We start from the raw sequence: 20,150 nt of genomic DNA, 5'->3' as shown, positions 1-20,150 counted from the left end.
GGGGTTAGTAATCGCCGAGAGATTCGTCCAGCTGAGCCAGGGCGGCCGTTAACTGTTCGTTGTTAGGAGCCGTGCCGTGCCATTTGTGCGTATGCATCATGAAATCGACGCCCTGTCCCATTTCGGTTTTCATAATGATGCAAACAGGAACTCCTTTGCCCGACACCTGTTTGGCTTTTTTCAGGGTTGCCGTTACGTCGCTCAGATCGTTACCGTCCATGTGCAGTACGTTCCAGCCGAATGCTTCGTATTTCTTGCCCAAATCCCGGTTGTTCAGCACGACGTCCGTTGGTCCGTCGATCTGCTGTCCGTTGAAATCGACAATGGCGATCAGGTTGTCGAGCTGACGGTGCGGAATGAACGCGGCCGCTTCCCAAATCTGCCCTTCCTGCTGCTCTCCGTCGCCCATGAGGCAGTAAACCAGGTGGGGATCGTTACGTAGCTTTTTGCCGTAAGCCGCTCCGGCCGCGGCTGAAAGGCCCTGGCCCAGTGAGCCCGACGCGATACGGATACCGGGCAGATGCTCGGCCGTGGCGGGGTGACCCTGCAAGCGAGAGTCCAGTTTACGGAATGTCGCCAGCTCCGAAACCGGGAAATAGCCCCGGCGCGCCAGTACGGAATACAAAACGGGAGAGATATGGCCGTTGGACAGGAAGAACATATCTTCGCCGGAGCCGCTCATGTCGAACACCACTGATCCCTGGTCATCGGTTTTCAGGTCCATGATGTCGAAATACAGACCGACCAGCAGATCGGTACAACCCAGCGATCCACCTGGGTGCCCGGAAGCTACGCCGTGGACCATGCGCACAATATCCCGGCGTACCTGCGACGCTACGTTTTCTAAAGAAGGAGTTTTCATGCGGCAACGGACTGGTTTACGTTCTGATAATCACTTAGGAATTTCGCCAGACCACTGTCGGTTAATGGGTGCTTCAGCAGGGCAGTGATGGCGCTTAACGGGCCGGTCATCACGTCAGCACCGATTTCAGCACATTGGATGATGTGCATGGGGTGACGAACCGACGCGGCCAGAATCTGGGTCGGAAATTTATAGTTGTCGTAAATCGTCCGGATTTGGGCGATCAGCGCCATCCCATCCGTCGAGATATCATCCAGTCGGCCAACGAACGGCGATACGTACGTAGCGCCCGCTTTGGCGGCCAGCAGCGCCTGCCCCGCCGAGAAAACCAGCGTACAATTGGTCTGAATACCTTTCTTCGTGAAATATTTGATGGCTTTGACGCCATCCCGAATCATCGGGACTTTCACGACAATATTGTCGTGCAGTTCGGCCAGGGCTTCGCCTTCCCGAATGATGTTGTCGAAGTCAGTGGCGATGACTTCCGCCGAAATCGGCCCATCAACGATATTGCAGATATCAACGTAATGTTTCAGGATGCGGTCCTGACCGGCAATTCCTTCCTTCGCCATCAGCGATGGGTTAGTAGTTACGCCGTCCAGTACGCCCAGGTCAGCGGCTTCCTGGATCTCGGCCAGATTGGCCGTGTCAATAAAAAACTTCATGGTGGTAGAATTTCTGTGAAGCAATGATGGGTGCTTAGCCAAAACGGCAAATTGATTAGCCGTACCGCCTGAGCGGCACGACTAATCGCACGTGTGGGATAGAAGGGAAATTAGATGTACTGATTGATAATGCTTTCGAGCCACTCCTGCTTACCGCTGCGGAGTTGTGGTTCACCGTGTTCAAACGTGTAGTTGCGCAGGTCATTCAGCGTCAACTTACCTTCTTCGAACGCTTTACCCTGGCCGCTGTCGAACGAGGCATACCTATCCTGGCGGAATTTGCGGTAGTCCGAATCCTGCAGGATGGCGTCGGCCACAATGAACGAGCGGGCAAAGGCATCCATACCGCTGATGTGGGCGATGAACAGATCCTCCATGTCGGTTGAGTTCCGGCGTACTTTGGCGTCAAAGTTGATCCCGCCCGGCTTGATGCCGCCCGCCTGGTGAATTACCAACGCAGCTTCGACCAGTTCGTAGAGGTTGATCGGGAATTGATCGGTGTCCCAGCCGTTTTGGTAATCACCCCGGTTGGCATCGATGCTGCCCAGCATACCAGCGTCGGCGGCCACCTGCAATTCGTGGTCGAAGGTGTGTCCTGCCAGGGTAGCATGGTTTACTTCGATATTTAATTGAAAATCTTTATCGAGGCCGTACTGGCGCAGGAAGCCGATTACCGTAGCGGCATCGTAGTCGTACTGGTGTTTGGTCGGCTCCATCGGTTTGGGTTCGATAAAGAACGTACCGGTGAAACCCTGCTGACGGGCATAATCGCGGGCCATGGTCAGGAACTGAGCCAGGTGCTCAACTTCCCGTTTCATGTTCGTATTCAGCAGCGACATATAGCCTTCACGACCACCCCAGAATACGTAATTCTCTCCCCCCAGCGCAATCGTGGCGTCAATGGCGTTTTTTACCTGGGTGCCCGCGTAGGCCAACACGGCAAAATCCGGATTAGTCGAGGCACCATTCATGTAGCGCGGATTCGAAAAGACGTTGGCCGTGCCCCACAACAGTTTTACGCCACTTGCCTGCTGCTTTTGCTGGCCGTACTCCACAATCTTCTGCAACCGGCTTTCGTACTCGCCCGCCGATGTACCTTCGTCGACCAGGTCGATATCATGGAAGCAGTAGTAAGGCGCTCCCACTTTAGTGATAAATTCAAAAGCGGCATCCATTTTCAGCCGGGCCCGTACGTTTGCGTCGTTGTCCTGGTCCCAGGGAAAAAGGCGAGTGCCTGGGCCGAACGGATCACCGCCAGCTCCGCAGAAGGTATGCCAGTAGCTGATCGCAAAGCGAAGTTGTTCGTGTAAGGTTTTGCCCCCGATAACCAGCTCAGGGTTATACCATTTAAACGCCAACGGATTTTTGGATTTGGGGCCTTCGTAGGCGATTGATCCCACACCGGGGAAAAACTCTTTGTCGCCCAGGGTAATGGCAGATGTCGTTGTCATGAGAAAATTGGTTCAGTTATTAATCGTTAGGAATAATGTCATTGCATTGATGTGTCAACGTAAGCCAAGGGCCGTTAGGGCCGCGCGTTGATTGGTCTCGCCCGTTCAATACTGAGCAGGTTTTGTCAACAGCTACTCTTGAACCATGCCCGTACTCTATTCATAAGGTGTTTGTTGAATTGTAAGGAAGATGGTTATGAGTGTTAGTTTGACACTTATTTGCGAGAGCAAAGATGTGTCTTGATTAATTAAATGTCAATATGACATTCATTAATAGTTAAAAAAGTATGTGAACTAGTTAGCTGGCAGGAATTACTGGGAAAGAACCGCAGAGACCGGTCTATAGAGCGAGTTCAGCCGTAGGAATGAAGTTCAAAAAGGCGTTATTGACCTGTTGGTATTTCTGGTGGTCAACTTGATAGAAGTAAGCTCCCCGCTTGGAAAATCCTTTCTGCTTCTCGTCGAGCTTGATCAACAGATTCATTGATAGGATTTTCCGGCTGAAGTTGCGCTTGTCGAACTCGGCGTTGTAGATGGCCTCGTATAATTTCTGAAGTTGGGGGAGCGTAAACTTCTCGGGCAGTAACTCGAAGCCAATTGGATGCTGAGCGGCTTTGTAACGAAGCCGCTTAAGTGCCAGAGCTACCATATCTCCATGGTCAAACAGGAGCGGAGGGAGATCGTAAATGGAGAACCAGCGAGCCTGGAAGGCTTCCGTTATTTTTGCTTCGTAATCGGCTATCTTGACCAGCGAGAAGTAAGCCACTGATACCGTCCGCACAATTGGATCTCGATGGGGGGCACCAAATGCATAAAGCTGCTCCAAATACACATTAGATAGGCCGGTCAGGTCGTATAGGATTCGGGCTGCGGCTTCTTCCAGGCTCTCGAAGGGCTGTAGCCATCCGCCCATGAGGGACCAGGTTTCTTCTTCCACTCCCCGTTTGACAAGCAGTACTTTCAGGGCTTCACCGTCAAACCCAAAAATGATAGAATCCAGGGCCAGCAACATGGGTTGCTGTTTTTGGTACTGATCGAGCATCGTTATACAAAGGTCTGTTGATTAAGAGCCGAAGAGCCTTTGTGTAGGCTAAGGTAAACGTAAATGCGCTTTTAACCACCCTAACGCGGTTTATCAAGTGAGTAAACTACTTGCTGAACCATCCGCTGTGTCGTCTGCGCATCCCTTTACGGTGAATACCAGTTTAGTCCCGTTCGCTAATCGCATCACAGACTGATTCAGTGGCTAGGGTACTAGGCTAAGTATGTTTCCAATGCGATCTGTGTGTAAATTACTTAGAAAGAATATGAGTAAGTGTTGCTACATGATTGAGTAAAATTACCCACAACTACAGATGTATGTACATATTTATTGGACTAATAGTTCGCTAATAGTCAGTACATTAAGGGGGTGGCTGTTTCGTGGCATGATTATTTGTCTACAGATTGGCAGTCACAAAACATAGCACTATCATGTCACTTACATCATTCAATACACTGCTCGGAAGAAAAAAACAGCCACTGGACTACCTAGAAGATCAATCATTCATCTCTGGGGCACTGGTAGGTTTGGCTGTTGGTGTAGTCGTTACGTTGCTTGTTGCTCCCCGGTCTGGAAAGGAGTTACGCAAGAAGATCGCCGACACGGTAGACGACCAGACAAAAGAAGTTCATCACCAGTGGGATAAAACCAAGTCGCAGGCTAAGGAAACGATAGGTGACATCAAAGCGAACGCAAGCTCGGTTGCTGACAAAGCAAAAGACAAGTTCGACAGCTACGCCGACGAAGCAGAAACAAAGGCGGAAAAAGTGGCCGATAAGGTCAACTCGGGTGTAGATCGCCTGGAGAGCGCAGCAAAAATTAGCTGAGAAGAGAAATGCTTACTCTGATTTACTCAACAACTATGAAAGAGTTCCCGTCCATGGGCGGATAAAGAATTCGCTTTGAGCACGCTGGTTCTCCACGATGTTCTTAAAAGGATCGAACCAGACGCTATATTTTACAACTTCTTACTACTCAACAAAAGATGGAACGTCAACTTTCTTATTCAACCGAGGTGATTTACGGCCGCGACAACTTTATCAAACGCATCTCCTGGAGTGCCGTGTTCGCCGGGGTATTAGTAGCAATCGTCAGCCAAATGCTGTTCACCCTATTGGGGTTAGGTATCGGATTGAGCACTATTGATCCAGTAACGGAGAAGAATCCAGCCGCTGGGCTGGGTACGGGGAGCGCCGTGTGGTACGCAATCAGCAGCTTACTTTCTTTGTTTCTTGGCGGATGGATCGCTGGGCGGTTAGCGAGTGCCCCCCGCCTGTTCGATGGAATCATTCATGGCGTTCTAACCTGGTGTCTAGCTACGCTACTAACGATTTATTTTCTAACGACGACGCTGGGTAGCATTATCGGCGGGGCAAGCCGAATGCTTGGTCGTCTGGTCAGCACCGCAGGATCAGCCGTTGCTGCTGCCGCGCCTGCGGTTGGCGATGCTGTGCAAGGAGAATTGAAAGACAACGGCATTGACCTGAAGAATCTGGATCTGAAAGATCTGAGGGAAGAAGCAAACAAACTGTTGCGGCAGACGGGCAACGCTAACCTGAACCCGAACGCACTGGAACGTAAGGCGGATCAGGCGGGTCAGCAGGCAAAAAACGCTGCTGGACAGGCTGCAACAAACCCACAGGCTGCGGATGATATCGCTGGCGGTTTGTTCGATCGGCTGTTCAAACAGGGACAATCAACTGTTAGCAGTGTGGACCGCGAGGACGCAGTCAACGTAGTGATGAAGCGGACCGGAAAGAGCCGTGCCGAATCAGAGCAGATTGTTGACAATTGGATCAACACCTACAAACAGGCAGCCGCCAAGTTTGAACAGACGAAGAAAGAAGCTGCCATACAGGCACGGCACGCAGCGGATGCTGCAGCGGGAGCTGCATCTAAAGCCGCCATCTTCGGGTTCTTTGGCCTGCTGATTGGTGTGGTAGCCGCTGGTTTCGGAGCGAAGATGGGAACCGAATCGAAAGACGAAGCGAGCTCGATTGACCGGCCCATCCGCTCAGTCTAGTCACTAAGTAGGTACCACCAAGCGCGGAGGGGGAGGCTTAATCGAGTTTCCCCCTCCGCGCTTGGTATATTAGGTATTGTTCCCCGAAAGAGAAGTAATAGAGATAAGGAGTTAGCGGAGTACTGTCTGCGCTGTCAACCAGGGAAATCTGTAAATAATAGGTCCTTTGATAAGATTTAGACGGAATAGTTGTATAAAACTCAACGACATAAGGATATTTACTTAGTTGACCCCCCAAGGAGATAAAGTAGACCGGTCTGAAAAGTAAGAGATACCTAACGAGTGAAGAGGCCACTAAAATAAGTTAAATCTACTGAGCCGGTCGAGTCTGTCACTAAGTAAAAAGATTCACGTAAATTTGGGACCCAAAGTTTGTGGAGCACAAACAGGCATCCAGTAAAACAATTATACTTTTATCCGTCTACTCTGAATGGACTATTGCATAACTTATTTTAGTACCTCCGTCGAGTCAACGACAGAACAGGACATAATGGACATCGTTGAGTTTAGCCGAGCCAAGAATGCCCGGCTAGGTATTACTGGCGTACTGCTATATGTCAACGGTAAGATCGTTCAGGTACTGGAAGGGCAGCAGGAAGCGGTAGAAGGACTATACAAAAGCATCCAGGCCGATCCTCGCCACCGGGACGTAAAAACAGTAATCAGCCACCCCATCGCCCAGCGGTTGTTTGATAAATGGTACATGGGCTACGAGACGATAACGACTAAACAGTACGAAGAGGTAGAAAACATTGTTTCCACCGAGCCTAAAGAGGAAGCATTTGTGGACCCAGAACAGCCGGTCATCTTACGCATGCTAAAACGTTTCTTCGACGTAAACCATCGTCCGTAAGCCGGGAAAAGCTCCATACGGTACCGTGCACGGTATTATCCATTCTTGATTGTCAACTAATTTTAGCAAAAAGGGGATTAAACTGAGTCGTTGATCGTTTGTGTATTAAGTGGTATGATGTGTTAAGCTGTATTCATGACTGATCAATCAATCCCCTTTCCCTTCTCGCTGGGTGGACAGGCCGAACAGGAACGACTTCGGTATGCCATTCAGGCAGCCCAGGTTGGTACCTGGCATCTCGACATCAGCCAGCAGCAGGTGTGGTGGGATGCGCGTTGCCAGGAACTCTACGGCTTTCGGGGGGGGGACGTCATTGCCTATAGCGAGTTTATTTCCTTAGTGCATGAAGAGGATTGGCAGCGGGTGGATCAGGCGCTCAGAGCTGCTTTTGATCCTTCGTCGGCTGGCTATTACGACATGCAGTTTCGTACGGTTAGCGCGCAGGATGGGCAGGTACGGTGGCTGCATTGCCAGGGACGAGCTTATGTAGACGTACTGGGGGCTGCCTATCGCCTGTCGGGAGTAGCTCGGGACATCACCGCTCAGGTACAGTTGCACCAACAACTGGAAGTTAGCAAAGCTCGCTTTCGTAGTATCGTGCTCAACTCGCCCACGCCCACGGTTCTCTTTGTCGGCCGGGACATGGTCATCGATACGGTCAACAATCCCATGCTACAGATCTGGGGGAAGGACGAGTCGGTGATGGGAAAATCACTGTATCAGGTAATGCCTGAGCTAGTGAATGAACCCCTGCTGGATCTGTTGCAGCGCGTTTACGACACCGGAGAAGCTTACAATAGCCATGGCAGCGGAAGAAAAGCTGGCGTGGTCATCGATAGTCAGTGGCAGAATGCCTGGTTCAACTTTTCGTACAATCCCGTTTATACGCAGGATGGAACGCTGATTGGCCTTATCAACACGGCTACAGACGTAACGAAGGAAGTACTGGCTCTCAAGGAATTGCAGCGTAGCGAAGTTCGTTTTCGGGCGTTGATTGAAGAAGCCCCCGTGGCGACCTGTCTACTAATGGGGCGCGAGCTGCGAATCGAGGTAGCGAACGAATCCGTACTGGCTTTCTTTCACAAAGAAAACAAGGTACTGGGACTGCCCCTGCTCGAGGCTCTGCCTGAGCTACAGGGGCAGCCTTTCCCGGCTGTCCTGAACCATATATTCGACACCGGAACTCCCTACTCAGCGCAGGGGGCTCAGGCTGATTTGTTAGTTGACGACTCCGTTGGGACGTATTACGTCGATTTTACGGCCAAACCACTCTTCAGCGAACAGGGTGAAGTCTATGCCATTCTGGTAATGGCTACGGACGTGACGAAGCAGGTACGGGCTCAGCAGCTGATTCAGCGTAGCGAAGTGCAAAAAACCTTTTTGCTGCAACTGACCGATCATCTGCGTGCGCTAACCGATCCGACCGAAGTTTATTACCAAACCGCTCGTCAGTTAGGAGCCTATTTAGGGGCTAGCCGGGTAGGATACGTTGAGAGACATCCGGATGGAAAGACAATTACCGTCCGGCGTAACTACACCGACGGGGTAGACGACTGGCAGGGCCAACACCAGTACGCCGATTACAACCACCTACTGGCTGATTTCCTGGAGGAAGGTAATACCGTTCGCTATAACGTAGCGACTGATCATACACTTACGGCAGAACAGAAAGAAGCGTATCGAACACTAGGAATAGCAGCCGCCGTCAACAAACCGTTGGTTGCTGCAACGGGTTCCCAGACCGTATTGTTTGTCCATTATCAACAACCGCACGACTGGACGGATGATGAGTTGACCCTATTGGATGAAGTTAGCGCCCGCCTGATCATTGCCGTAGCGCGGGCGGAGGCCGAACAAGCCTTACAGCAAAGTGAACAACAGTATCGCCTGTTATCCGAAGAATTAGAGGTTCGGGTGGCGCAGCGGACACAGGAGTTGACGCAGGCCAACCAGGATTTAAGACGCTCCAACGAAAACCTGCAACAGTTTGCTTACGTGGCCAGTCATGATTTGCAGGAGCCTTTACGGAAGATCCAGTCCTTCGGGGATATGCTCCTGCAGCAGCCGACTATGCCCCTTGATGAGCAGAGTAACTACATGCTGCAACGCATGGTGGATGCCGGTAGTCGTATGTCTAAGCTGGTGAGCGATCTGCTGACGTTCTCGCGAATTAAGACACAGCAGGAATCGTTCGACGAAGTGTCGCTGCAACAGATCGTGGAGCGGGTGCTGGATACGCTGGATATGGCGATTGAGCGGGCCGGTGCCAAAATTGATGTTCGTCCCTTACCCAGTCTCAAAGGAGATGCGACGCAACTGGGGCAACTGTTTCAGAATTTGTTGAGCAATGCCCTGAAGTTTGCTCCGCTCGACCGGTCCCCGGTGATCAGTATTCGTTCGGAAGAACGTGATAAGGACGATATTCCCACCCAGCTACAACTCAACAGCTCAGCTCAGCGGTTTTATCAAATTACCGTAGCCGATAACGGCATTGGCTTCGATGATAAATATGTCGACCGCATTTTCCGCGTTTTTCAGCGGCTGCACGGTAAAAATGAGTATGCCGGTACGGGTATCGGACTAGCCATCTGCCAGCGGGTTGTCGAAAACCACGGGGGCGCCATCACTGCTACCAGCCAACTCGGCCAGGGATCGACCTTCTACATCTATCTGCCTATTGCTTAACGAGCAGTATGGCCTTTGTCGCGTTCTGTCGAAAGCGATTTCATCTTACTGCCTTAAAGACAAACACGATACGACTGTCCGTAGATGGACTCCGGTTTCTATCTGAACCAATCTGCATAGGCGACGAATACCAGAGTTAAGTTTTTTTGCGCCTTATAGGGAGCATAAAACGATAAGCTGTTGTTAAGCGGATACGTGGATGAACAGCAACTTTGGCAATCGTTTCAGTTAGGGGATGAGGAGGCTTATGCAGCGCTTTATCGCCTGCACGTACGGGCTATGTACCGTTACGGTATGAGTCTGGTATCAGCTTCAGAGGCTTTTGTGCTGGACTGTGTTCACGACGTTTTCACGGAGATCTGGGCAAAACGAACGCGGCTTACTATACCAGACAATGTCCGTCATTATCTGCTAAGGGCTCTCCGGACGCGGATCATGCACCTGCTTGAACGTAAGGAACGACCCTACTTGCCGTTGGAGGAAACCGATTACGAAGTACTCTGGGCCGAACCCAACGACCTGGAAATACTGGAGGAGCTGGAAGCGGCTCAGTCACGACAAGAACGTCTGCAACGTCTTATAGCCCAGCTTCCACCCCGTCAGCAGGAAGCCATTAAGTTACGTTTTATCGAAAACATGGATTACAACCAGATTGGCGAAATACTGGACGTAAACCAACAATCGGCCAAGAACCTGGTATTCAGGGCTGTTGAGAAACTGAGAGGCTGGATTATGTATATTTCTTTACTTATTTCAATATTTTTTTAGGTTTAAGTGAGTACGTTTTTCGAAAAGTGTCATCTACTGACAAATCCAGTAGACTGTGCACCCGCTATACGAAAACTTTACAACCGCTGATTTCCTAACCGACGATTTTTTTGTTAATCACCAGCTCACTCCGACGCCTGAGTCGATAGCCTTTTGGGACGACTGGCAGAAGACTTTTCCCCATCGTCAACGGGAATGGCAGCAGGCTGTCGATTTGCTCGACGCAATTCGGTTGGGTCTCGATAGCTATGCCCGGACGTACGTATCCGATGAGATCATTCGTCAGCTGCTGACCCGGATCAAGCAAACCAATGCAGTACCAACGCCAGTTCTTTCGCCTGTACGTTCACTGACCAGGATATACTGGGTAGCTGCTGCCTCCGTATTGTTACTGTTGGGAATTGGCTTTTGGCTATGGACAAGCCGTCAGTCGTCTCTGTACGAGCAGCAGCTGGCGACATTTGAAAAATCGTTTCACGAAACGGTCAATACGACAGACAGGCACCAAACCGTCAAGCTACCGGATAATTCCGTGGTCTGGTTAGCGCCCGAGAGCCGGTTGAGTTACCCCAGCAGCTTTGGAAAGCAGAACCGGCAGGTATACCTGTCAGGCGAAGCGACGTTCGAGGTTACCAAAGACGCCCATAAGCCATTTCTGGTTCACGCCAACGAACTCGTTACGAAGGTACTCGGAACTAAGTTTCTGGTGCGAGCTTTCGCCAAAGAAGAAGAAGTACGGGTTCAGGTGCTGACCGGTCAGGTATCCGTTTATCACGTTCGAACCGCTGCTACCCCAACAAAGCAGACAGGAGTCCTGCTAATGCCTAATCAACAGGTGGTTTTCTCGCGCCAGACTGAGCGGTTTGACAAAACACTGATTGACTTGCCGCAGCTGATAAAACCCATTACGCCGAGGAAGAAGCTAGCCACATTCAATTACAACGAGACCCCAATTTCGCAAGTTTTTCAGGAGTTGCAAGACGCGTACGGGATCAATATCCGCTACAACAAGGAAGCGTTTGCCCAGTGCCAGCTGACGGCATCGCTCGCCCGCGAAACCTTTGAAGAAAAGCTCGCCATCATTTGTAAGACCGTCGAGGCTACCTATGAGATCATTGATGGTCAAGTGGTTATAAGTGGCACTGGCTGCCAGTGATGCCAACCGTATTCCCTTTTTCAACGCCCCTCTCAATTGTTATTCCTTACGATGAAACCGAATACCCTGCTACCGTCCCGGCTCATCTGGCCAGGGATTATTTAATCAATTGCCTAAACCAATAACCTAAACGAATGAAACCATTACTTCTTCTTTTTTGGAACTGCATACGGGTTACCTGCATGCACATCCTGTTGTCGCTTCTGTTTGTGGGCGTGTCCTGGGCCAATGACGTATCGGCTCAGGAGCTTCTTAACCGGCGTCTAACGTTGAATGTCCAGGGCGAGCATATCAAAGCGGCACTTCGTAGCATCGAGAAGGCCGCTAACGTAAAATTCTCGTACAGTCCGCAGATTGTACCGGCCCGGCGACTGGTTTCCATGCGTGTTCAGAACAGCACCTTAAAAGATGTGCTGGAAAAACTACTGGCTCCGCTGATGGTAAGTTATAGTGTATCCGGGGAGCAGATTATTTTAACGCGCTCGACAACCGATGTGATTACCATTGAGAGCGTGGAGCCGGTCGATGAAGGCACTGTTCCACTTGACCGAACCGTTTTCGGAACGGTTCGGGATGAAAAGGGGGAAGGTCTGCCGGGTGTTAGCGTACTGGTAAAAGGAACAACGCGTGGTGCCGTCACAGACGCGCAAGGTGCTTATCGGCTGACAATTCCGGATGGAGCCCAAACGCTGGTGTTTAGCTTTGTTGGGTTTGAAACGCAGGAAGTTGCCGTAACAAACCAGACAACACTGGCAATCCAGCTGAAAACCGACATCAAGTCCATTAATGAAGTGGTGGTGGTCGGTTACGGTTCCTTGAACCGGAAAGAAGTAACCAGCGCGGTTACGCATTTATCCTCCCAGGATCTGCTCCGGGTCGGAAGCAACAGTCCGCTGATGGCCATTCAGGGGAAAGTAGCGGGTCTGTCAGTAACCAACACGGCCGCCGGTGACCCCAATTCGACCCCCAGTATTCAGCTCCGAGGAGTTTCGTCGCGTAACGCCGGACTCGGGCCTCTGTTTGTCATCAATGGGGTGCCGGGTGGTAATCTGGACAACATCAACCAGAATGAAATCGAATCGATTGACGTACTGAAGGGCGGGGCTGCTTCGGCAATCTACGGGACGCGGGGGAGCAATGGCGTTATCGTTATCACGACTAAAAAAGGATCGGGAGAATCTCGTATCTTCTACGACGGATACAGCACATTCGATTTCATTACCAATAAGTTATCGGTGCTGTCGAAAGATGAGTTCCTCGCCAACAAACGAGGAGTGGATCTGGGTGGTAACACGGACTGGATGAAAGTTGTCAGCCGGGATCCCGCTTTTTCGCAGAAGCACACCTTGCAGTTCTCGGGTGGTAATGGCAAGACAAACTATTTTACCTCGCTTGATTATCGCAACGCCAACGGTATCGACCTGCGCTCGTCGAAGCAGGAGTATGGCGGCCGGGTCAACATCAATCATACCTCGGCTAACAACTTGTACGCCATTACGTTTACGGCGGCTCCCCGGTACGCGAAAACAAACCAGGCCGATTACAGTGGCTTCAACTACGCCCTGACGCTCAACCCGACGCAAAACGTGTACGATAATTCAGGTCGGTATGCCTACATCACCACGGGCTTCTTCGCCAACAATCCCGTTGAAACGGCCAAGAATGTACTCTCGCAGCAGGAAATCAAGTACCTCGATATCAACAGTTCCTTCAAGTTAAATCTGCTGGAGAACCTGAATACCATGGTGACCATCGGTGAAGTGAGTTCTTCGTTCCGAAACGAAGGATTTACGCCTTCTACGCTGACTACAGTCATCAACGGAACCAAGCGGAACTCTGCCAGACAGGCGCTGGAAGAAAACGATCAGAAGAGCTTCGAATGGATTGGGAACTACGCATTAGATACGCAGAAGCACTCCATCAAAGTATTGGGGGGATACTCGTACCAGCTCTTTACCGGTTCGGGTTTCAGCGCATCAAACGAAAATTTCCCGTCTGACGTACTGACCTATAACAACTTAGGAACGGGTCTGTGGAATCTGGAGAAAGGAATCAACAACGTTGGCTCTTACCGCAACAGTTCGAAACTAGCGGCCTTCTTTGGGCGGGTCAACTACGACTTTGACCAGAAATACTACCTGTCCGCCAGTTTGCGCCGGGAAGGATCGTCCAAATTCGGGTACACCAACAAGTGGGGGTATTTCCCGGCCGCGTCAGTAGGCTGGCGCATTACACAGGAAGGATTCGCGAAGAACATTCCTTGGTTGAACGAGCTGAAATTACGGGCCGATTACGGGGAAACGGGTAACCAGGACTTCGGTAACTACCTGTCGCTCGATACGTATAATGGCTATGGGTACTACCCGTACAACGGCACGTCATACCAGGTCTGGGGACCCAGTCAGAACACCAACTACAACCTGCGCTGGGAGAAAGCCATCAATTTCAACGTCGGTCTTGATTTCGATGTGTTTAAAAACAGCCGGCTGTCAGGTAGCTTAAATTATTACGTTCGTACGAACAAAGATCTGCTGGGTTCTTACAACGTGCCAAACCCACCGAACATTCAGGGATCGACGTTTGCCAACGTCGGAACGATGCAGAATTCAGGACTAGAGATTCAGCTAAACGCGGCCGTTGTTTCCCGAAAGGATTTCAGCTACAACGTAACGTTTGCTGGAGCGACGAACAGCAACCGGTTTGTTTCTTTCTCCAGCGATGCCTACAAAGGACAGAAGTACATCGACGTAGTAGGTATGCCAGCTCCCGGAAGCCCCGGAAATATCCAGCGCTTGCAGGAAGATACGCGGATCGGCAGCTTCTACGCTCTTAAGTCAGCTGGCGTTAATGAAGCAGGTGCGCTGCTGGTGTACAATAAAAACGGAGACGTCATCGTCGCTAACAAAGCCACCAACGATGATAAACGATTCATCGGAAACGGATTGCCGACGTTCACGGCAGGCCTGACGAACAGCTTCAGATACCGGAAATGGGACCTGACGGTCTTTCTGCGCGGTACGTTCGACTATCAAATCTTCAATACCTACGCCTTTTACCTCGGTACGCCCGCTACGCAGCAGAATGCTAATACGCTCACTTCGGCCTATAATGGAAGCAAGTATTCCAAGTTGACCAATACGGCAACGTATTCGTCGCTGTCTGACTATTTCCTGGAACGCGGTGACTTTGTCAAGATTGACAACGTAACGCTGAGCTACACGCAGCCGCTCAAGGTCAATTTCCTGCGTTCGGTCAGAGTTTACGCAACGACCCGTAACCTGGTTACTTTCACCGGATACACAGGAGGAGACCCTGACCTGGTTCAGGTGAATGGCCTGTTTCCAGGTATTAGAACAAACAGTGACAATAACGGCACACTGAACTATTACCCATCTACGACTCAATTATTACTTGGCCTTCAGCTCACGTTCTAACCGATACGGATCATGAAACGAAATAAATTTTTTAAACACCTAACCTGTGCATCAGTCTCGCTCTTTTTCTTAGTGACCAGCGGATGCACGAATCTGGACGAGGTACTTTATGACCGCATTACGTCCGGAAACTTTCTTCAAACCCGGGCCGACGTAACGCGGGATTTTCTACGGGCGTTCGAGCACAGCTACTGGAGCATCCAGGGAGGCGCTACGTTCATGTTGCAGGAAAACAGCACCGACGAAATGATGACCCCCAACCGGCAGGGGGACTGGTTCGACGGGGGGCAGTTTCAGCGCGTGCATTACCATACCTGGACGCCGAATGATGGCTACACAAACGATGCCTGGAATGGTCTTTACCAAGGTGTTACGTTGGCTACTAACTCACTGGAGGATTTGCAGGGAATATCCGATCCCGGTAAATTCGAAATGACCCAGGCTGAGCTGGACGGGATGATCGCCGAATTACGGACCCTGCGGGCCTGGCTCAACCTGCGGTTGCTGGACTTTTATCGGAATATCGTTCTGGTTAAAAAAGTGAAGGGGGAATCGCAGGGAGGTCCTCAGGTATCCCCTCAGGAAGCCTTTGATTATATTGAGCAGGAACTGAAGGAAGCGCTGCCCAAACTGCCTACCCGCCAAAGCCTGGGAGCTAATGCGGTTGGACGCTGGACGCAGGGCGGAGCGGCTTCGTTACTGTCTCGGTTGTATCTGAACGCGAAAGTATACACGGGTACCGAGCGTTTCGCCGACTGCGCCACGATCTGTCAGGACATCATTGGGGGTAAATACGGGAAGTACGCGCTGGAAACGCGCTGGGACGCTCCGTTTGACTACACCAACAGTACGTCGGCTGAAACGGTCTTTGGGTTTCCGGGTAGTTTCGCCCTGACCCACTGGCAATACGATAGTGGCATGTATTTCTGGATGCTTCCTTACCAGGCAACCAACTACTTCGGGTTCACAGATTTCGGTACGGCTAATCCAAAGTACGCCTTGCAGCCCGGTCGTGATGTTGATAGCACTGAGTACCAGTTCAGCCTGGGCAAGCCGTTTATCAAGTTTCAGAAATACCCCGATGATTTACGGCTAAAGAAATACCGTAACCTGGGCAATAGCAAGCGGGAAGGTATGTTCCTGTACGGGTACCTACCTTACACGAACGCTACCGGAAAGGTCGATACCGTTCGGGGCAACAAAGGGCCTTATGCCTTATACTTCCGCGATCAGGTAGGGATGTTCCTGAACGCCAAGCCGGGGACCAAAATCGCCGATAAGGAATCCAATATGAACCACGCGGACCACAATTCGGGCATTTTTCCCGTGAAATATCCTTATTACCCAAGTGATGACGCGAACAAGATTTCGTCAGCCTACGCAGAAATTCGATTAGCGGAGATCTACTATTCGCTGGCTGAATGTAAATATCGGTCGGGTGATAAAGCGGCCGCAGCGGTATTACTCAATACCGTTCGGAAACGAAACTACCCGGCGACCACAACCAGTCTGTACAAAACGGATGGTAGCCAGCTAACGGATCAGGAAATGCTGGACGAATGGGGACGAGAGTTTCTGGTTGAGGGTCGTCGGCGGACAGATCTGATTCGGTGGGGTGTGTTCAATACGGGAACGTGGTGGGATAAGCAACCGGATGCCGACAACCACACCGCCATTTTCCCAATTGGTCAGAATGTACTGAATGTATCTACCCAGCTGAAACAGAATCCTGGCTACTAGACGTAACAATTAGTCAGGTGACTCACACAGGCAGGACAGTTTGTTTCGTGACGCTTGAGCTAGTTAATACAAGTCTATTTGCTGTAGTTCGATGGTGTTAATGATTGATAATTAAAGAATTGACAAGAAGGGGCGCCTGTACAGGCGCCCCTTCTTGTTTAGATAGAATGGTTCGTCTAGTCCTCAAATCAACAACTTATGGGATCTTATGACTTTTGTCATAAACTCAGCATAGCCCCCGTAGACACCTTTGTGCAGCCCCGCTACAACCACAAACTCGTCAGCTGAATAAGTTACATGATGGGTAGGAGCGGGGCGGTTGATAACCTAACTACTGCGCATATGCTTACCATACAGCAAAAAGAGTCTATCAAAGCAACAATCCCGGTGTTACGCACGAACGGAGTCGCTCTCACCTCGTATTTCTACGAACGAATGCTGCGGCACAATCCAGAACTAAAGCACGTCTTTAATCAGGGAAATCAGCACAACAATAAACAGCCCATGGCCCTGGCGATGGCCGTGCTGGGCTACGCTGAGCACATCGATGATCCATCGGTGCTGGTGGGAGCCTTGACGTCAATTGCGCACAAGCACGTTAGTCTTGATATTCGGCCGGAACAGTATGATGTGGTGGGTCACCATCTGCTGGCATCCATCGGCGAGGTGCTGAACCTGCCCGCCAATTCGCCCCTGCTGGAAGCCTGGACAATTGCTTACGGGCAGTTAGCAGCCATAATGACTGGTGTAGAAAGCCAGTTATACCGGCAGACCATCAATCAGACCGGAGGCTGGAGTGGCTGGCGCCCTTTCGTTATTCAAAAAAAGGTTCGGGAGTCCGGCGAGATTACGTCGTTTTATCTATACCCGAGTGATGGGGGACAGGTCATTGATTATCGACCCGGTCAATTCGTGAGTATACGCCTTTTCCTGCCAGCGCTTAATTTGCTTCAACCGCGTCAGTATAGTCTGTCAAGTGCGCCGAACGGCCAGTACTATCGCATATCGGTCAAACGGGAAAATGGTACGAACCTCCGCCCCGACGGTTTGGTCAGTAATTACTTACACGATCGCATGCAGGAAGGTTCTATGGTTGAATTGACAGCTCCGGCGGGCGGTTTTACGTTGGCTGTGGATCACCAGGGGCCGGTTGTATTCATCAGCGGGGGAGTGGGGCAAACGCCCCTGATAAGTATGCTCGAATAACTAATCCGAACCCAAAGCCAGCGGTCTATCTGCTGGGTGCACGGGGCACGAAACGAGGCTGTTCACGCCTTCCGGGATGTAGTGTCGACGTGGAGCCAGCAGACCGAAAATCTATCGTGTTTTTATTTCTACGAACAGCTTAACGAAGATGCTGAACAGGGGCCGACTATTATCCCGGGCTGGGTAGCCGTGCCGCGTATCGCGGATTCTATTATTCAGCCCGATGCCATATACTACCTGTGCGGCCCCGAACCGTTTCTCCGCAAACAGTTCGTCGATTTAATAGCGCTAGGCGTCCAGCCCGAAGCGATTCGGTACGAGGAATTTGGGCCTCAGACACTCGTTCTCGGCGCGAAAGAGAAATTGGAGTCTGAAGTGGCCTAGCTAATAGCGAAAAGGTGTACTGAGCAACGACTCCCCTGTTGCTCAGTACACCTTTTCTAATGAAAAGAACCGCTAGGTTAGTCTTAACGCCAGATTTTACCCGATTGAATAGAAACGTCCCCATTGCGCTCCAGCCGCTTAATGGTACGAATAACGGTTTCCACGCGTAAGCCCGTAAGATCGGCTAATTGCTGTCGGGTATAAGGCACAGCATACGGCTGATTGGGTTGACCATGTTGACCTTTTAGCTGATCGATGTAGCTCAGCAGACGTTCCTGCGCTTCTTTGATGGCTAATTGTTCGAGCACGCGCGCTTTATTGAGAAGCCGTTCGCTCAAGAGTTGCGTTATGTGCCAATGAACGTCGAAATGAGCTGCCAGAAGCTGCTGAAACTGATGACGAGTACAGCGCCACAGTGAAGTCGGCTGCGTAGTAAGCGCGCTGGCTGGATAACATTTTCCTACCAGGAAAGGAGGTTCGCCGAAGCTATGACCGTCACTGAAAATGCCCTGCACAAATTCTTTCCCGTCGCCAAAATTGACCATTTTGATTTCGCCAGTTATGATCTGGTAGTAGAACTGGGCTTCGTCTCCTTCACTGAAAAGCATCGCGGCTTTAGGCAGGTGGAGCTGAACAGCCCCGTATTGTTTCAGCAAATCGGGAGGAACCATATGCCATGAACGACGGGAAGAACGGCGCCATTGCCTCAGACCACCTGTATTGTTCAGTCACCATATCATATACTGCTAACTGTCCGGTTAACGCTCTCTCTATGCGTTGCGGTTGACCAGATACCCCCTCTTGACAGCTAGTGGTTAATGAATACTGATTGAACCGGGCATTACGTCTATAAATATTTCTAGGCGATAAATAGAGAGGTAAAAAAAAGTAGCAAAATGCATTTAGTTAGGATTCCTAATTATATTTGTAACGGATTCTAACCGAATTACTCATGAGTGAACATAACAGCTTACCGGGTTACACCTACTGGCGGGTTACACCATCACCGGTCTCCATCGACGAGTTGGCTCTGTTGAAGCAAACCGTTCTGTTCTCTGAAGAAGATGAGCGTTTGCTTCGGCCGGCTGGTGACGTATTGGCCGATCAGACAGATGCGATTCTGGATGTCTGGTACGGATTCGTGGGGAGTCATCCTCACTTGTTACGCTACTTTAGTCAGGAAGGACATCCCGATTCGCATTACCTGGCCGCCGTGCGGCAACGCTTCGGCCAATGGATTCAGGACACCTGCACCCGGCCTTACGACGAAACCTGGCTGGCCTACCAACAGGAGATTGCCTTACGTCATCATTCGGCCAAGAAAAACCTGACGGACGAAGCCAAAGCCGAACCAATTATCCATCTGCGCTACATTCTAGCCTTCATCGTACCCCTTACGCTGACCATGAAGGATTTCCTGGCGGCCAAAGGTCATAATGCCGACACTGTATCCGGCATGCAGGCCGCGTGGTTCAAAGCCGTCACGATCACCGCCGTTTTGTGGAGCCATCCTTACGTTTATCAGGACGAATTTTAATTCACCAGTTAATCCATCCAATCATGCAAGTTTCTGTTTTTGATACCTACGTAACCCGTACCGACGGTGCTATAATGCACTTCGATATTCTGGTGCCAACAGCGCTAACGAACCTGGATACCATTCATGGCTACGGCCAAATCTATCTGGCTACAAAAGGACAGGCCGGGCAGCCGCTGACGGCCAAAGAATGCCGTTTCTGCCACATTGAGGAGGCCACCGAGCCGGTAAAAACGAGCATTGCCAATCAGGGATTTTACATCATCGAAATGCAGGGCTGTCAATAAAGGAGTCGGTCCAATCGGCTTTCCAAGTCAAGAACCTACCAATAACTTAACACACAG

17 protein-coding genes are annotated in these 20,150 nt (G+C 50.8%); 12 read left to right on the top strand and 5 right to left on the bottom strand.

Annotation, left to right across the window (positions count from 1 at the left end; genetic code table 11):
* Positions 1 to 4: 4 nt before the first annotated feature.
* From ACYVAD_RS00495 to ACYVAD_RS00480, 4 genes are all read right to left on the bottom strand, one after another.
* Positions 5 to 862 carry a transketolase gene (locus ACYVAD_RS00495; protein WP_461137508.1) on the bottom strand — a complete coding sequence of 286 codons (858 nt, stop codon included), beginning with the start codon at positions 860 to 862 and terminating at the stop codon, positions 5 to 7.
* Positions 859 to 1,527 carry a fructose-6-phosphate aldolase gene (fsa, locus tag ACYVAD_RS00490; RefSeq protein ID WP_461137507.1) on the bottom strand — a complete coding sequence of 223 codons (669 nt, stop codon included), beginning with the start codon at positions 1,525 to 1,527 and terminating at the stop codon, positions 859 to 861. The genes ACYVAD_RS00495 and fsa overlap by 4 nt, the downstream gene beginning before the upstream one ends.
* Before the next feature lie 110 nt (positions 1,528 to 1,637).
* Positions 1,638 to 2,978, bottom strand: a complete 1,341-nt coding sequence (gene xylA, locus ACYVAD_RS00485) for a xylose isomerase (RefSeq protein WP_461137506.1) — start codon at positions 2,976 to 2,978, stop codon at positions 1,638 to 1,640.
* 340 nt (positions 2,979 to 3,318) lie between these two features.
* A complete protein-coding gene (locus ACYVAD_RS00480) occupies positions 3,319 to 4,020 on the bottom strand; it encodes an NUDIX hydrolase (RefSeq protein ID WP_461137505.1) in 702 nt (233 codons plus the stop codon).
* Between the two features lie 431 nt (positions 4,021 to 4,451).
* Here ACYVAD_RS00480 and ACYVAD_RS00475 point away from each other — a divergent pair, with 431 nt between their 5' ends.
* The 10 genes from ACYVAD_RS00475 to ACYVAD_RS00430 all read left to right on the top strand — a co-directional run bounded on the left by ACYVAD_RS00475 (position 4,452) and on the right by ACYVAD_RS00430 (position 18,269).
* Positions 4,452 to 4,847 (top strand): YtxH domain-containing protein, encoded by a 396-nt coding sequence (locus tag ACYVAD_RS00475; protein ID WP_461137504.1) that lies wholly within the window; start codon positions 4,452 to 4,454, stop codon positions 4,845 to 4,847.
* Positions 4,848 to 5,005: 158 nt separating this feature from the next.
* Positions 5,006 to 6,043 carry a hypothetical protein gene (locus ACYVAD_RS00470; RefSeq protein ID WP_461137503.1) on the top strand — a complete coding sequence of 346 codons (1,038 nt, stop codon included), beginning with the start codon at positions 5,006 to 5,008 and terminating at the stop codon, positions 6,041 to 6,043.
* Positions 6,044 to 6,473: 430 nt separating this feature from the next.
* Positions 6,474 to 6,896: a BLUF domain-containing protein gene (locus ACYVAD_RS00465; protein WP_461137502.1), complete on the top strand. Its 423-nt coding sequence runs from the start codon at positions 6,474 to 6,476 to the stop codon at positions 6,894 to 6,896.
* Positions 6,897 to 7,031: 135 nt separating this feature from the next.
* Complete coding sequence (locus tag ACYVAD_RS00460) at positions 7,032 to 9,581, top strand: PAS domain S-box protein (protein ID WP_461137501.1); 2,550 nt, start codon at positions 7,032 to 7,034, stop codon at positions 9,579 to 9,581.
* A 180-nt stretch (positions 9,582 to 9,761) separates the two neighbouring features.
* A complete protein-coding gene (locus ACYVAD_RS00455; protein WP_461137500.1) occupies positions 9,762 to 10,349 on the top strand; it encodes an RNA polymerase sigma factor in 588 nt (195 codons plus the stop codon).
* Positions 10,350 to 10,404: 55 nt separating this feature from the next.
* A complete protein-coding gene (locus ACYVAD_RS00450) occupies positions 10,405 to 11,505 on the top strand; it encodes a FecR family protein (RefSeq protein ID WP_461137499.1) in 1,101 nt (366 codons plus the stop codon).
* Between the two features lie 134 nt (positions 11,506 to 11,639).
* Entirely contained in the window at positions 11,640 to 14,939 is a 3,300-nt protein-coding gene (locus ACYVAD_RS00445) for a SusC/RagA family TonB-linked outer membrane protein (protein ID WP_461137498.1), read from the top strand.
* 12 nt (positions 14,940 to 14,951) lie between these two features.
* Positions 14,952 to 16,679, top strand: coding sequence for a RagB/SusD family nutrient uptake outer membrane protein (locus tag ACYVAD_RS00440; protein ID WP_461137497.1), 1,728 nt, complete (start codon positions 14,952 to 14,954; stop codon positions 16,677 to 16,679).
* A gap of 342 nt (positions 16,680 to 17,021) precedes the next feature.
* Positions 17,022 to 17,885 carry a globin domain-containing protein gene (locus ACYVAD_RS00435; RefSeq protein ID WP_461137496.1) on the top strand — a complete coding sequence of 288 codons (864 nt, stop codon included), beginning with the start codon at positions 17,022 to 17,024 and terminating at the stop codon, positions 17,883 to 17,885.
* Positions 17,886 to 17,888: 3 nt separating this feature from the next.
* Positions 17,889 to 18,269: a hypothetical protein gene (locus ACYVAD_RS00430; protein WP_461138499.1), complete on the top strand. Its 381-nt coding sequence runs from the start codon at positions 17,889 to 17,891 to the stop codon at positions 18,267 to 18,269.
* A gap of 83 nt (positions 18,270 to 18,352) precedes the next feature.
* Here the strand turns inward: ACYVAD_RS00430 and ACYVAD_RS00425 are convergent, their stop codons facing one another.
* Positions 18,353 to 18,940 carry a Crp/Fnr family transcriptional regulator gene (locus ACYVAD_RS00425; RefSeq protein ID WP_461137495.1) on the bottom strand — a complete coding sequence of 196 codons (588 nt, stop codon included), beginning with the start codon at positions 18,938 to 18,940 and terminating at the stop codon, positions 18,353 to 18,355.
* A gap of 281 nt (positions 18,941 to 19,221) precedes the next feature.
* Here ACYVAD_RS00425 and ACYVAD_RS00420 point away from each other — a divergent pair, with 281 nt between their 5' ends.
* Together ACYVAD_RS00420 and ACYVAD_RS00415 are read left to right on the top strand one after the other, a co-directional pair.
* Positions 19,222 to 19,806, top strand: coding sequence for a protoglobin domain-containing protein (locus ACYVAD_RS00420; protein ID WP_461137494.1), 585 nt, complete (start codon positions 19,222 to 19,224; stop codon positions 19,804 to 19,806).
* A gap of 23 nt (positions 19,807 to 19,829) precedes the next feature.
* Positions 19,830 to 20,093 carry a DUF2024 family protein gene (locus ACYVAD_RS00415; RefSeq protein WP_461137493.1) on the top strand — a complete coding sequence of 88 codons (264 nt, stop codon included), beginning with the start codon at positions 19,830 to 19,832 and terminating at the stop codon, positions 20,091 to 20,093.
* Positions 20,094 to 20,150: the final 57 nt, after the last annotated feature.

The sequence above is a fragment of the Spirosoma pomorum genome (genome assembly GCF_054776615.1).
Note: the sequence above shows the minus strand (reverse complement) of the source record. Positions and strands in the feature narration are given on the sequence as shown.